We start from the raw sequence: 13,363 nt of genomic DNA on the forward strand, positions 1-13,363 counted from the left end.
GTATGCCAAAATATACAAAAGAATTTAAAATAAAATTAGTACTAGAATACTTATCAGGTGAATCAGGTGGAATCAAATCAATAGCTAAAATATATAGCATTCCTAAAAGCACGTTAGAGCTATGGATAAACCAATATAAATCTAAAGGCTTTGATAACTTATCAAAAAAGTTAAAAAACAATAATTACACTAGTGAATTTAAGCTATCTGTAATACAATATAGGCAGATCAATAATACTTCGCTTAGAGAGACTGCAGATCATTTCAATCTTGTAAATGGATCTATGGTGTACAGATGGGAGAAAGCTTATCAAGAACGAGGTCTATCTGGGCTAGAAGATAACAGAGGAAGGCCTAAAAAAGAAATGACCAAATCAAATAAAAAATCTAAACTTAATATTCCAATAAGCGAAACTGAAAGAGAAGAATTAATAAGATTAAGAGAAGAAAATAGACTTCTCAAAATGAAGATAATCTACGAAAAAAAGCTACAAGCCTTGCTACTGGAAGAGGAAGCAGAAGCAAGGAAAAGACAAAGATAATCCTTAAACTACAAAAAGAATATCCAAAAAGCAAGGTAAGTGAATGGATAGAAATAGCTAAGTTACCAAAATCATCCTACTATGAATGGAAGATAAAATTAGAAAATCCAACAGACAAAGACAAAGAAGTTAAAAATGAAATTAAAACCATAGTAGATGAATCAAAAGGTAGATATGGCTACAGAAGAGTAACTATGGTATTAAAAAATAAAGGCTTTAATATCAACCATAAAAGAGTATTAAGAATAATGAGAGAAGAATCCTTGCTATGTACTAAATTCAAAACTAGATCAAGAAAATACTCATCATACAAGGGACAAATAGGCAAAGTAGCAGATAGTGTAGTAAGAAGACAATTTAGCGCTACTAAACCAAATCAATTATGGTTAACAGATGTAACAGAATTTAGATTGAGAGGCAAAGAAGAAAAACTCTATCTATCACCAATACTAGACCTATACAACAGCGAAATAATTAGCTACACACTAAGCAATCACCCAACAACTAAATTAACCAATGAAATGCTAGAAAAAGCACTAGAAGAAAATAAAGACATTAAAGATTTAACTATACACTCAGACCAAGGATTCCGTTACCAACATAGTTCATGGACTAAAAAACTAGAAAAAATGAATATTAGGCAAAGTATGTCAAGAAAAGGCAATTGTCTAGACAATTCTCCAATGGAAAACTTCTTTGGAATCTTGAAACAGGAAATGTATTATGGAGAAAATTTTAATAGTTATGATCATTTGAAAAATGAGATTGAAAAATATATTAAATGGTACAATGAAGATAGGATTAAAACAAAATTAAACGGAATGTCCCCTGTTATGTACAGATTACATTCCGCTTAAAATATTATTAAATTATTCCGTGTTTACGGGTTCAGCTCAAAATTTATCTGCTTCTTTTTACATTATTACAATAATTTGAATTTGAAAAATATTTAAAACTCTTTACAAATTCTTAAAATAGTGTATAATATTATTGTTGTGGTAAATATATGCGCCTTTAGCTCAGTTGGTAGAGCAACTGACTCTTAATCAGTGGGCCCAGGGTTCGAGTCCCTGAAGGCGCACCACTTTTTTAAATTTAATATGCGCTTTTAGCTCAGTTGGTAGAGCAACTGACTCTTAATCAGTGGGCCCAGGGTTCGAGTCCCTGAAGGCGCACCATCTAATCCGGGATTGACTCGGATTTTTTTATTTTAGAAAATTAAATTAAAAGTTCAATATATATGATATAATAAAAAAAGGAGGACGAACATGAAATCAATATTATCTGTAGTATGGAAGTACAAAGGTTTTACTTTTTTATTTTTCGTATTTGTAGTTTTATTAATGATTATAGTGCATATTTTACATAATAAATTACACAATAAACAAAAAAAATATATATTCACAACTGCTATTTTTATTTTATCAGCTATTCTTTTTGTAATGTCGATGTTGTCGATTTTAAGTAAGTTTGGACTCACTTTGTTAATGATGTTTACTTTTACATTTGCGTCGGCTGTAATTTGCTTAGCATATTCTTTGATTTTGGATATCATAAAACCTATACCTGAAAAGAAAAAAAGCTTAGAATTTCGTAATATAATCGAAAAATTTGACAGATTAGTTGAAGAATCTAGGAGTACAAAATAATGAAAATAGGCGCGTTTTTTGATATTGATGGAACAATTGCCAGAGATTCACTAATGATTGAACATTTCAAAAAATTGGTTAATTTTGAAATAATAGATCAAAAATTATACTACGAAAAAGTTTATCCAGCATACCAAAAATACGAAAAAAGAAAAATTGACTATGATGAGTATCTCAATCAATTGGTTGATGTCTATAAATATAAGCTCAAAGGATTTAGTAGTGAGTTCAATGAATATATATCAAATCAAGTAATCAGCCAAGTTAAAGAGAAAGTTTACAGATATACTCGTGAGATGATTAAATTTCACAAAGAAAATAATCATCTGATATTCTTTATTTCAGGAAGCCCGGACTTTTTAGTAAAAGAAATGGCTGAGAGCTATGGAGTAACTGAATACAGAGCATCCTTGTATTTGAAAAATTCAGGAATGTACACTGGAGAAGTGGTTCCAATGTGGGATAAAAATAGTAAAAAGACTGTGATCGATGAAATTGTTGAACGTTATGAAATTGATGTCGATAATTCATACTGTTACGGTGATACTTCGGGTGATTTTTCTATGATTAATATGATGGGAAAACCAACAGCGATTAATCCTACCAAAGAGTTATTTGAACTAATAAGAGCTAACGAAAAAATAAATGAAAAAACCAAAATAATCATTGAAAGAAAAGATGTAATATACGAATTTCCTAAAAATGGTAAAATTTTGGATATTTAAAAAGCATAACAGACTCTCTTTACAGTTGTGAGGAGAGTTTTTTATATGAAAAGACCACAGAAAATTTTGAATTTAATCTGTGGTCTAAATTTTTATCCTAATTTTGTTTGAAATAATTTTTGTCGTATTTAAATGATCTAACAAGTTTTCCTATTTGGAATACTCTGTTATTAGGATCATTTGGCATATCACATGTCATCAAAGAAAGAATAGGTTTATTATCATATTTTTCAATTCTGTCGTCTTCTAACATATAAAATGCATATGAGTCAGTAACTTTTCTATCTACGATTTCATATTCGTAGATGTTCTTCTTATCGGTAATGTAAACTTTGGTACCTTTAGTTAAATCATACACTTTACTAAATAAAGAGCCATTTCTTTTCATGTAATGACCTGTTAGTGTGTAATTTTTTTCTCCCATTTTTTGGTCTTCTTTCATTGTAGCTGCACCACTTAACAAGTGTTCATCAGTTACTCCACGATGAATAGGTAAACTCAAATTATAATCAGGGATAATAATTTGTCCAATAACATTTTCTCCGCTTATAGCTGTAAAATTAAACAACGATGTAGTTGTGCTAATGGAGTTTACAGCGTCAAAGTCGTTTTTGAATTCCTTTTTATTGTTTTGTTCCATTTCTGTGGATGATATATCTTTACTTATATCATTTTCACTATAATAGTTAGGTATTAATCTTGCTGCAAAATACAAAGCAAATAGTAGAATACCTATCGTCATTAAAAAAATTCCAAATTTCTTTCTCATATTCATCCTCTTTAATTTTTATTACGTAGAGTATTTTAACATATATTTAAATTTAAGTAAATATCGAAAAGAACGTATATTCAGAACGTATAAAAACATTGAAAGCATCATATATTAAAGATATTATTATTGTAGTGGAATGAAAGTGGAACAAAGTGGAGGGAAAAATGTTTATTAACGAATATTTTCATAATATTGACTCAAAAGGTCGCGTTATTATGCCCTCAAAGTTTAGGGATGAAATAGGAGAAGAATTCTACATTACAAAAGGTATGGATGAATGTCTTTTCGTATATCCGGTATCTGCTTTTATCCAAATGACAGAAAAGCTTAATAAATTGTCATTAACTAGAAGACAAGCAAGAGCGTTTTCAAGAGTGTTTTTTGCTGGTGCTAGTAATCAAGAAATTGATAAACAAGGAAGATTTTTGATTCCACAATCCTTGAGAAACTATGCAGATATCAAAAAAGAAGTTGCTATTATTGGAGTATCCAATCGTATTGAAATATGGGATAAAGAAAAATGGGAACAATATTCTAATGACTCTTCACTAAACTATGACGATTTAGCTGATGATTTAAATGATCTTGATTTGTAGGTGAATTATGGAATTCAAACATGTGCCAATTTTATTAAATGAATGCATCGAAAATTTGAATATTAGAGACGGAAAAGTTTATGTGGATTGCACTGTTGGAGGCGCTGGACATTCCAGAGAAATTGCAAAAAGAATTGGGAATGGTAAGCTAATTTGCTTTGATCAAGATGAAGACGCATTAACAGTAGCAAAAGAACGCTTAAAGGTATATGGAGATAAGGTTATCTTTATAAAGGATAATTTTAAAAATATTAAAAGCGATTTACAAAATATAGGAATTGAAAAAGTTGATGGAATTTTAATGGATATAGGTGTTAGCTCTTATCAAATCGATGAAGATAGTAGAGGTTTTTCTTATATGCATGATGCGGTTTTGGATATGAGAATGGATCAAACTAATCCAGTTAGCGCCAAGGATATCGTCAACACTTATTCACAAGAGGATTTGGAAAATATTATTTTCAAATATTCAGAAGAAAAATGGGCGAAAAGAATTGCTCAGTTTATATGCAATGAAAGGGAAATTAAACCTATTAATACTACTTTCGAATTAGTGGAAGTCATCGAAAAAGCGATTCCTAAAAAAGTAAGAATGAATCAAAAAGGCCACAGTGCAAAGAAAACTTTTCAAGCAATTAGGATTGAAGTTAATAAAGAATTAGACGTTTTAGAACAAGCAGTTGGAGATTGCATAGATTTATTGAATCCTGAAGGTAGAATTTGCATAATAACGTTTCATTCTTTGGAGGATAAAATTTGTAAAGATATTTTTAAACAAAGACAAAAAGGTTGTATTTGTCCTCCAGAAATTCCGGTATGTGTTTGCAATCATAAGCCTGAAATTAAGATTATTACTAGAAAACCGATAGAGCCTTCACCAGAAGAATTAAAACAAAATTCTAGGGCTAGAAGTGCAAAATTGAGAGTTGCTGAAAAGATTATTTGATAATTATATGATTTGATTAATAAATGGAGACAAAAATGGGTAATGCACAAAGAAAAATCGAAGTTTTTCCACAGTATGTAGAAAAAAAAGAATTTGAAGTAAAAAAAATTGAACAAACAAAAAAATTAAATAGACCTAGTAGAAAAACAAATCTTTTTTCTACTTTTAATAAAGTAATGATATGCGTGGTTATTTGTTTATCCATTTTGGTTATGAATCGTTATTCTAAGATTCAAAGTATGTCCAGTGAATTAAAAGAAGTAAAAGATCAGGTAATGCTTACAGAAGGCAACCGAGATGTGATAAAATCTCATATAGAAAGTAAATTAACTAGTAAAAATATTGAAGAAATAGCAAAAAATAATTTGGGTATGCAATTTCCTGAAAATGCTCAAATTATGTACTTAAAATTAGAGGAAAAATAATGAGAAGGCGCAATTTAAGCAAAGGAAAAATCAATAAAAATTTCAATAAAAACTACAATTCTCGTATTGTAGTTTTATTTTGTATATTGACAATTATTGTATTATTAATAGTTGGTAAACTGATTTATTTACAATTGACTCCTGCCGGAGATAAATACCGAAAACTATCGGCAAAACAAAGCACCAATACTATTAATATTGATGCTGAAAGAGGGAAAATATTAGATACAAATGGAGAGACATTGGCAGATAATGTGGTATCAAATAATTTGTATGTAAATGCTACTTATCTAAACGATCAATCGAAATCAAACTTAATTGATTCCTTAGGAAAAACTTTAAGTATGAAACCTGAAGAATTGAGAAAAGTTTTAGATAAAAAGAAAACAGTTCTAGTTAAACCTTCATTATCAAAAACAGAAATAGAAAACATAAAAAAACTACCTATTAGTAATCAGAAATTTATTAGCATCGTTTCTGAGAAAAAGAGGTATTATCCAAACAAGGAAATGTTAGCTCAAGTTTTAGGATTTACAAATGTAAATAATGATGGCGTTGTTGGGTTGGAGAGCTTTTATAATGCTAAATTAAAAGGGAAACCCGGAAAAAGAATTCTGAACAGTTCAGTTAATAGATCTATTGATTTATCTGATGATAGTTCTGTGATAATAAATCCAGAAAATGGATATGATTTAAAAACAACTATAGATAGTACTATCCAAGGATTCGTAGAAGATAGTTTAAAAGACATAGAGAATAATTTTAAACCAAAATCTGCGACGATAATCGTTATGAACCCAAATAATGGAGATGTTTTGGGTATGGGGTCTTATCCTATTTTTAATCCCAATGATCCTAAAACTCCGCTTTTAAAAGATCAAATAAATGAATTAAATGATTTGAAAAAAGAAAATGATGAAGATAAAATCAGTAAATTTTATTTTGATATGTGGGAAAACAAAGCAACTTCATGGACTTATGAGCCTGGAAGTGTATTTAAAACTATAACTAGTGCGGCTGCAACTGAAGAGCACACTGCAACACAAGAATCACATTATTTTTGTAATGGATTTATCAGGGATATTCCAGGCGTTGTTATAAGATGCGAAAGATATTGGAATCCTCATGGTGACGAAACTTTTCAAGAAGCTTTTAACAATTCTTGCAATATTGCATATGTAAATATTGGCAGAGATTTGGGAAAAGCTAATATGCAAAAATACGTAAATGGTTTTGGGTTTAATCAAAAAACAGATATTGATTTACCGGCTGAAGAATTGGGAATAGCTCCGAAAAGTGTGAAAGATATAGATGCAGCAAGACTTGCTACACTTTCTTATGGTCACGGTATTTCGGCAACGCCAATTCGAATGATAACAGCTTTAAACTCAATAGTGAATGGTGGAATGTTGATAGAACCACATGTTGCTAAGGAATTTATTTCAAAGGAGACAAAAAAGATAGAAAAAGTTCAGCCAAAAGTCAAAAGACAAATAATTTCTGCACAATCTTCAAAACAAATCAATAAAATGTTGCAGGGAGTTGTAGATGATGGAAGTGGTAAAAAAGCTTCAATTCAAGGATTTGGTATAGGTGGTAAAACTGGAACAAGTATAAAAATCGAAGACGGTAAATACACCGACGACAAAACTACTGCTTCATTTTTTGGATCTTTTCCAACAGATCATCCAGAATACACTGTTTTAATCGTAGTAGATGAGCCTCAAAGAAAAAACGGAGGAAGTGCTGTATGTGCACCTTCTGCAGGTAAGATTTTTTCAAGAATTATTGAATATAAGAGAATAAATAAAACTAGACTGGATTCTGACGATTCAGATAAGGTTACTGTTCCAGAATTAGAAGGGCTAACATTGAAGTTAGCTGTTGATAAGTTGAATTCATTGGGCTTAAAGTCTAAGGTTACAAATTCAAATTCGAATTTAAATTCAATTGTAAAATCTCAAGAAACAGCTGCATATTCTAAAGTGAATAAGGGAGATATAATTGAACTTACAACAGGAAGTGTTGAGGACTCAATGATTAGAATTCCTGAAATAGTAGGATTCACAGTTGAAGATGCTGTAGATACTTTAGAAAAATACGGTATTAAAAATATCGAAATCAAAAATGGTAAAAAAGGTAAAGTAGTAAAAACTGATCCTGAAGAAAACAAATTGATGGATCCAAAATCTTACATTAAAATTTATACTGAACAAGAGAAAAATACTGAAGAATAATTTTTTCGTGTGGTATAATAAATACTTATGAGGTATAAAATTGGACATAATTAGTGTTCATTATTTAAGGAGATAAATATGAATTTTAAAAGTGAAATTTTAATGTCGATGTTATTATCAATTGTAATTTCATTGATATTAGGAAAGTTTATAATCAAGATTTTAAGACAAAAACATATTGGTCAAGAAATCAGAGATGACGGCCCCAAATCACACTATTCGAAAGCTGGAACACCAACTATGGGAGGTATTATATTTATAATATCTACGTTGATTACGGTGATTGTATTTAGATTATTTAATAGTGAAGTTTTGTTGGCGATATATGGAATGCTTGCATTTGGAGCAATTGGCTTTATAGATGACTTCATGAAATTAGTAATGAAGCGTTCATTAGGATTAAACGAAAAACAAAAACTTGTGTTACAACTTTTGTTTTCCATCATAGCTTGTTTTTTGATAAAACAAGTGAATCCGAATTTCACAAAACAAGTCATTCCTTTCTTCCATAAAACAGTAGATTTTGGAATAATAACTTATCCATTCTTGATTTTCGTAATGATGGGAACATCTAATGCTACTAATCTTACTGATGGATTAGACGGACTTGCAACTTCTGTATCAATTCCTGTGTTTATTGCTACAAGTATTATTTTGTATAACTTAAATTCGACAGCTAGTATATTCAGTATTATCTTTGCAGGAAGTCTATTGGGATTTTTGGTGTATAATTCAAATCCAGCTAAAGTTTTTATGGGTGATACAGGATCTATGGCTATAGGTGGCGCTTTGGTAATGATTATGGCTATGTACGGCTTAAGTTTGTACTTAATCATTTTAGGATTTGTGTACATGATTGAAGTATTATCTGTAATAATTCAAATGACAAGCTACAAATTGAGAAACAAAAAAAGAGTATTTTTGATGAGCCCTATTCATCATCATTATGAATTAAAAGGCTACAAAGAACAAAAAATAGTATCAACTTTTATGGTTGTATCAGTAATTACAAGTTTAATTACACTAATAGATATATTGTAGGTAAATTATGGAAAAAATATTAGTATTTGGATTAGCTAGAACAGGAATATCAGCTCTAAAAACATTAAAATTAAAAGGATATGATTTGGGAGCTATCGATGATAATATTGACGAAGAAAAAACAAAAATATTAAAGGAATTAGACGCTCAAATAGAATCTATAGATACTATTGATAATTACGATATTATTTTAAAAAGTCCGGGCATTAGAATGGATAATCCAGTGATATTAAAGGCTAATGAATTAAATATCGAAGTTGTTAGTGATTTGGAATTGGCGCAAAGAATTTTTGAAGATATTAAAATTGTAGCAATTACTGGCACGAATGGAAAAACAACTACAACTTCGTTGATGACTAAAATGTTGAATGATTCAGGAAGAAAAGCTATTTCGATAGGAAATATTGGGGTAGGAATGTTGTGGGAAATCTACAACAGCGACAAAGACACATATTTTGTTATTGAATGTTCAAGCTTCCAACTAGAAAGTACGAAAAACTTTAAACCACAATATTCTTGCATAATCAATATTACCCCAGATCATATTGATTGGCACGGAAGTATGCAAAATTATGTAAACGCGAAAATGAATGTATTAAAGAATCAAGACCATAATTGTTACACGGTACTTAATGTTGATGATGAATACTACGAAGAATGCAAAAATTTTACAAAATCAAATGTATATGATGTGTCTACTTCAACCGATGTGAAAAAAGGTTCATTCATCAAAGACGATTCAATATATTTTTCTGATTCAGATTGCAACAAAATAATTGACTTAAAAGATGTTAAATTAATAGGCTATCATAATTATCAAAATGTTCTATTCTGTGTTACTTTAGCAAAGCTGATAGGTATTAATGATGATAGTATCAGACAAACTTTAATGAGTTTTTCTGGTGTAGAACATAGGCTAGAATTTGTAAGAGAATTATCGGGAGTAAAATACTACAACGATTCTAAGGGAACCAATGTTGATGCAAGTGTTAAAGCAATAGAATCTTTTGATAAGAATGTTATTATACTAGCTGGTGGATACGACAAAAAAGTAAGCTTGGATAATTTTTTTATAGCTGGTAAGAACAAGTTTAAAGCATTGATTTTAATGGGGCAAACTAGAGAGTTGTTCGAAAAAAAAGCAAGAGAATATAGATTTGAAAATATATTTTTAGTAGATGATATGAAACAAGCGATTACTCAAGCTAATAAAATAGCTCAAAGAGGAGACGTGGTGCTACTTTCTCCAGCTAGTGCAAGTTGGGGAATGTACAATAACTATGAAGAAAGAGGAAACGAATTTAAGGAATTAGTGAACAATTTGCGAGGATAGAAGCATGAAACTTTCAAAAGATGGGAAAGGTATCTTGTATATAACAATTTTCCTGACAATTTTTGGAATAATTATGGTATTAAGCTCAAGTTGGCCAACGGCAGTTAGTGAACATAGAGCTTGGTATTATTATGGCCTAAGACAAGGAATTTTTGCATTGCTAGGTTTTATTTTCATGAAATTTACTAGTGTATTTGATAATGACAATTACAAAAAAAACGCATTGTGGATATTTGTTTTTGCAATTTTATTGTGTATGCTTGTTTTTACACCGTTGGGAAAAGAAATAAATTACGCAAAACGTTGGATCAAGATTAAATCATTTAGCTTTATGCCATCGGATATTCTTAAATTTGCATCGATTAACTTAGCAGCGGCTATTGTATCACAAAATATCAATAAAATTAAAACCTTCAAAGAAGGATTTTTGAGAATGATTATATTAGTTGCGATATCAGGAGGTGTTGTATTTATCCAGCCCGATTTATCAACAGCAATAGTAATCATAGGAAGTGTTTTTTGCGTATTTATGGTAAGTGGTTTAAATATTAGATATATTGTGTCTACATTTATAACTGCTCTTGTTTTTGGATACGTAGCGATATTTAAAGTAAAAATAGGATACAGTAGAATTGACAGGATTATAGCTTTTATTGATCCGTTGGGAAATTTAGAAGATCAGGGATGGCAATTATCCCAATCATTAGCTGCTGTATCTAACGGTAGTTTTCTGGGAAGCGGATTGGGCATGAGTAAACAGAAATTTTTGTATTTGTCACAAGCTCATAACGATTTTATCTTTGCGATTATTTGTGAAGAATTTGGATTTTTGGGAGCTTTGATTTTAATTATTGCTTACTTTGCATTCCTAGTTTTTGGAATTAGAATAGCGATGAAAACAAAATATATCTATTCAAGATTATTGGTTTCTGGAATACTTTTCGTAATAGGAATACAAGCTTATGTTAATATGACAGTGGTTACAGGATTAATTCCACCAACAGGATTGACGTTACCGTTTATATCTTACGGTGGAACATCGTTGATGATTATGTTGGCATTAGTAGGAATAATTTTAAATGTAGACAGAAACAATGAAGAGGAGAGACAATGAATATAATAGTATCTGGCGGCGGAACTGGTGGACATATATATCCAGCCATTTCATTAATTGAAGAATTAAAAAAAAGAGATGAAAACAATAAAATACTTTATGTAGGAACCGAAAAAGGATTGGAAAGTAGTATTGTTCCAAAACTCGGAATAGATTTTAAAACTATACATGTTAGAGGAATCCCTAGAAAAATAAATGCGAATTCTTTTAAAGCTTTGAAAGAATTATTCAAAGGATTAAAAGAAGCAAACAAAATTCTTAAAGATTTTAAACCAGATCTTGTTATTGGAACTGGTGGATATGTGAGTGGTCCAATTTTATATAAAGCTACTAAAACTAAAGCAAAGGTAGCTTTTCACGAACAAAATAGCTTCCCTGGAGTAACTAATAGGATACTATCAAGATATGTAGACAGATATTTTGTAACATTTGAAGAATCTATTAAATACTTTAAAAATCAAGAAAAAGCAGTGGTAACGGGCAACCCAATCAGAAATAGATTTACTGATATTGAAAAAAATAAAGATGTAGCAATTGAACAATACAAAATATCGGATAATAAAAAAGTTGTATTCATATTTGGCGGATCAAATGGTTCTGAAATATTAAACAAAGCAACACTTGATATGGTTGATAAAATATCTAATCAAGATAAATTTGAAGTAATTTTGGCTACAGGTAAATTAAATTACGATGAGTTTATACAAAAATCAGGAAATGACATTAGAAATTTACACATCTATCCATATATAGATGACATAGATAAAGCTTATTCTGTGTCTGATTTGATCGTTACAAGTAGTGGGGCTATAACACTAGCTGAACTATCCTTCTTGGGTAAAGCGTCAATACTTGTTCCAAAAGCATATACAACAGAAAATCATCAAGAACACAACGCAAGAGCATTTGAAAAAATAGGAGCAAGTAAGGTTATATTGGAAAAAGACGTGAATGCTAATACGCTATTTGATCGAATAAATGAAATACTAAGTGATGATAAATTGTTACAAGAACTATCAGAAAACTCGAAGAAAATGTCTTATCCAACTGCTTGTAAAGATATTGTAGATGAACTTTACAGATTGGTAGAACAAGATGAGAAAGCATAGAGTAGTAATTATTGTAGCAATATCGCTATTGATTGGACTCATAGCGTATTTATGTGCTACACTTGACTATTTTTCAATAAAAAAAATCACAGTTAAAAACAATAAAATGGTAAAAATATCTGAAATACAAAATTATGCTAATTACTCATTAGGAGAAAATATTTTTAGATTTAATAAGAAAAAATTACAGGAAAAGATTAATAAAGATATTTATATTAGAAATGCAAATATCAAGAAAATTTATCCAAATACTATTGAAATAACAGTGGAAGAGGCAAAGGATATTTGTTATTTTGAAGTTGGAAAAGATAAATTTTTCGTAGATTCGGATTATAAAATTGTAAAGAACAAAGATAGAATAGACTTTTCAAAAATTGTTAAAATTGTTGGAGCAAATGAGAATCTGTCAAAAATTAGTAATTTAAAATCGGACGAAAAATTTCATGAATTTTTGAATAACCTTTATACACACAAAATTTTGGAACAATTAACAGAGATTAATGTGGTAAATTCGAACGATATAACAATGGTTACAAAAAATGAAATAAAAGTCTTTTTTGGAGATTTAAATGACTCAGAAAAGAAATCAAATAATATTTCGAAGATTTTAAAAGAAATTAGTACTAAAAGTATAAACACAAAAATGCTAGATACTAAAGATCCTCAAAAACCATTTTTGATAAAAGAAAATCCAGAACAAACTGAGTAATTACAGTTTTGGAGCTTGCTTTGTAAAAAAGATTTTATAAGATGCATAAAAAATATGGTGTATTTATAATACATTAGTGTATTATTAGTTTTATGATTTAAAAATTACATCACACTCAAAGAAAAAGCAATAAACTTTAAAAATGTTATAGATACAAAGCAAAAT

13 protein-coding genes, 2 tRNA genes and 1 pseudogene are annotated in these 13,363 nt (G+C 29.6%); 15 read left to right on the plus strand and 1 reads right to left on the minus strand.

Translation table 11 applies throughout. The features are described 5' to 3' along the window. The first annotated feature begins 2 nt into the window (after positions 1–2). The 6 genes and pseudogenes from GKG00_RS02245 to GKG00_RS02270 all read left to right on the plus strand — a co-directional run bounded on the left by GKG00_RS02245 (position 3) and on the right by GKG00_RS02270 (position 2,916). Entirely contained in the window at positions 3–542 is a 540-nt protein-coding gene (locus GKG00_RS02245; RefSeq protein WP_002842148.1) for a helix-turn-helix domain-containing protein, read from the plus strand. After that, positions 533–1,399 (plus strand): annotated as a pseudogene (locus tag GKG00_RS02250) (IS3 family transposase); the annotation flags it as partial. The gene GKG00_RS02245 and the pseudogene GKG00_RS02250, both read left to right, overlap by 10 nt. A 151-nt stretch (positions 1,400–1,550) precedes the next feature. After that, positions 1,551–1,626: transfer RNA gene (locus tag GKG00_RS02255), tRNA-Lys, on the plus strand. 18 nt (positions 1,627–1,644) lie between these two features. Beyond that, positions 1,645–1,720: transfer RNA gene (locus tag GKG00_RS02260), tRNA-Lys, on the plus strand. A 90-nt stretch (positions 1,721–1,810) separates the two neighbouring features. Then, positions 1,811–2,191 carry a hypothetical protein gene (locus tag GKG00_RS02265; RefSeq protein WP_154254080.1) on the plus strand — a complete coding sequence of 127 codons (381 nt, stop codon included), beginning with the start codon at positions 1,811–1,813 and terminating at the stop codon, positions 2,189–2,191. Next, positions 2,191–2,916 (plus strand): HAD-IB family hydrolase, encoded by a 726-nt coding sequence (locus GKG00_RS02270; RefSeq protein WP_094207019.1) that lies wholly within the window; start codon positions 2,191–2,193, stop codon positions 2,914–2,916. The genes GKG00_RS02265 and GKG00_RS02270 overlap by 1 nt, the downstream gene beginning before the upstream one ends. Before the next feature lie 97 nt (positions 2,917–3,013). Here the strand turns inward: GKG00_RS02270 and GKG00_RS02275 are convergent, their stop codons facing one another. Beyond that, a complete protein-coding gene (locus GKG00_RS02275; RefSeq protein ID WP_094207020.1) occupies positions 3,014–3,685 on the minus strand; it encodes a class A sortase in 672 nt (223 codons plus the stop codon). A gap of 167 nt (positions 3,686–3,852) precedes the next feature. Between GKG00_RS02275 and mraZ the strand changes: the two genes are divergently transcribed. The 9 genes from mraZ to GKG00_RS02320 all read left to right on the plus strand — a co-directional run bounded on the left by mraZ (position 3,853) and on the right by GKG00_RS02320 (position 13,198). Beyond that, positions 3,853–4,284 carry a division/cell wall cluster transcriptional repressor MraZ gene (gene mraZ, locus GKG00_RS02280; protein WP_035109458.1) on the plus strand — a complete coding sequence of 144 codons (432 nt, stop codon included), beginning with the start codon at positions 3,853–3,855 and terminating at the stop codon, positions 4,282–4,284. A gap of 7 nt (positions 4,285–4,291) precedes the next feature. Continuing rightward, a complete protein-coding gene (gene rsmH, locus GKG00_RS02285) occupies positions 4,292–5,230 on the plus strand; it encodes a 16S rRNA (cytosine(1402)-N(4))-methyltransferase RsmH (RefSeq protein ID WP_154254081.1) in 939 nt (312 codons plus the stop codon). Between the two features lie 35 nt (positions 5,231–5,265). Beyond that, entirely contained in the window at positions 5,266–5,655 is a 390-nt protein-coding gene (locus GKG00_RS02290; RefSeq protein ID WP_094207022.1) for a cell division protein FtsL, read from the plus strand. Further along, complete coding sequence (locus GKG00_RS02295; protein ID WP_154254083.1) at positions 5,655–7,892, plus strand: penicillin-binding transpeptidase domain-containing protein; 2,238 nt, start codon at positions 5,655–5,657, stop codon at positions 7,890–7,892. Before GKG00_RS02290 ends, GKG00_RS02295 begins: the two co-directional genes overlap by 1 nt. A 78-nt stretch (positions 7,893–7,970) precedes the next feature. Continuing rightward, positions 7,971–8,933: a phospho-N-acetylmuramoyl-pentapeptide-transferase gene (mraY, locus tag GKG00_RS02300; protein WP_002836221.1), complete on the plus strand. Its 963-nt coding sequence runs from the start codon at positions 7,971–7,973 to the stop codon at positions 8,931–8,933. A gap of 7 nt (positions 8,934–8,940) precedes the next feature. Then, the gene (murD, locus tag GKG00_RS02305; RefSeq protein ID WP_154254084.1) at positions 8,941–10,266 is read left to right on the plus strand and encodes a UDP-N-acetylmuramoyl-L-alanine--D-glutamate ligase; all 1,326 of its coding nucleotides are present in this window, start codon (positions 8,941–8,943) and stop codon (positions 10,264–10,266) included. 4 nt (positions 10,267–10,270) lie between these two features. Then, the gene (locus tag GKG00_RS02310) at positions 10,271–11,380 is read left to right on the plus strand and encodes a putative peptidoglycan glycosyltransferase FtsW (RefSeq protein ID WP_154254085.1); all 1,110 of its coding nucleotides are present in this window, start codon (positions 10,271–10,273) and stop codon (positions 11,378–11,380) included. Next, complete coding sequence (gene murG, locus GKG00_RS02315; protein WP_154254086.1) at positions 11,377–12,489, plus strand: undecaprenyldiphospho-muramoylpentapeptide beta-N-acetylglucosaminyltransferase; 1,113 nt, start codon at positions 11,377–11,379, stop codon at positions 12,487–12,489. The genes GKG00_RS02310 and murG overlap by 4 nt, the downstream gene beginning before the upstream one ends. Then, complete coding sequence (locus GKG00_RS02320; protein WP_110058111.1) at positions 12,476–13,198, plus strand: FtsQ-type POTRA domain-containing protein; 723 nt, start codon at positions 12,476–12,478, stop codon at positions 13,196–13,198. Before murG ends, GKG00_RS02320 begins: the two co-directional genes overlap by 14 nt. Positions 13,199–13,363 lie beyond the last annotated feature (165 nt).

Source organism: Finegoldia sp. BIOML-A1 (assembly GCF_009678325.1).
Classification (GTDB): Bacteria; Bacillota; Clostridia; order Tissierellales; family Peptoniphilaceae; genus Finegoldia; species Finegoldia magna.

What these genes read in the sequence shown, in the direction of transcription:
- GKG00_RS02245 (WP_002842148.1), top strand. Translation starts at nt 3, where the DNA reads ATGCCAAAATATACAAAAGAATTTAAAATAAAATTAGTACTAGAATAC.
- GKG00_RS02265 (WP_154254080.1), top strand. Translation starts at nt 1,811, where the DNA reads ATGAAATCAATATTATCTGTAGTATGGAAGTACAAAGGTTTTACTTTT.
- GKG00_RS02270 (WP_094207019.1), top strand. Translation starts at nt 2,191, where the DNA reads ATGAAAATAGGCGCGTTTTTTGATATTGATGGAACAATTGCCAGAGAT.
- GKG00_RS02275 (WP_094207020.1), bottom strand. Translation starts at nt 3,685, where the DNA reads ATGAGAAAGAAATTTGGAATTTTTTTAATGACGATAGGTATTCTACTA.
- mraZ (WP_035109458.1), top strand. Translation starts at nt 3,853, where the DNA reads ATGTTTATTAACGAATATTTTCATAATATTGACTCAAAAGGTCGCGTT.
- rsmH (WP_154254081.1), top strand. Translation starts at nt 4,292, where the DNA reads ATGGAATTCAAACATGTGCCAATTTTATTAAATGAATGCATCGAAAAT.
- GKG00_RS02290 (WP_094207022.1), top strand. Translation starts at nt 5,266, where the DNA reads ATGGGTAATGCACAAAGAAAAATCGAAGTTTTTCCACAGTATGTAGAA.
- GKG00_RS02295 (WP_154254083.1), top strand. Translation starts at nt 5,655, where the DNA reads ATGAGAAGGCGCAATTTAAGCAAAGGAAAAATCAATAAAAATTTCAAT.
- mraY (WP_002836221.1), top strand. Translation starts at nt 7,971, where the DNA reads ATGAATTTTAAAAGTGAAATTTTAATGTCGATGTTATTATCAATTGTA.
- murD (WP_154254084.1), top strand. Translation starts at nt 8,941, where the DNA reads ATGGAAAAAATATTAGTATTTGGATTAGCTAGAACAGGAATATCAGCT.
- GKG00_RS02310 (WP_154254085.1), top strand. Translation starts at nt 10,271, where the DNA reads ATGAAACTTTCAAAAGATGGGAAAGGTATCTTGTATATAACAATTTTC.
- murG (WP_154254086.1), top strand. Translation starts at nt 11,377, where the DNA reads ATGAATATAATAGTATCTGGCGGCGGAACTGGTGGACATATATATCCA.
- GKG00_RS02320 (WP_110058111.1), top strand. Translation starts at nt 12,476, where the DNA reads ATGAGAAAGCATAGAGTAGTAATTATTGTAGCAATATCGCTATTGATT.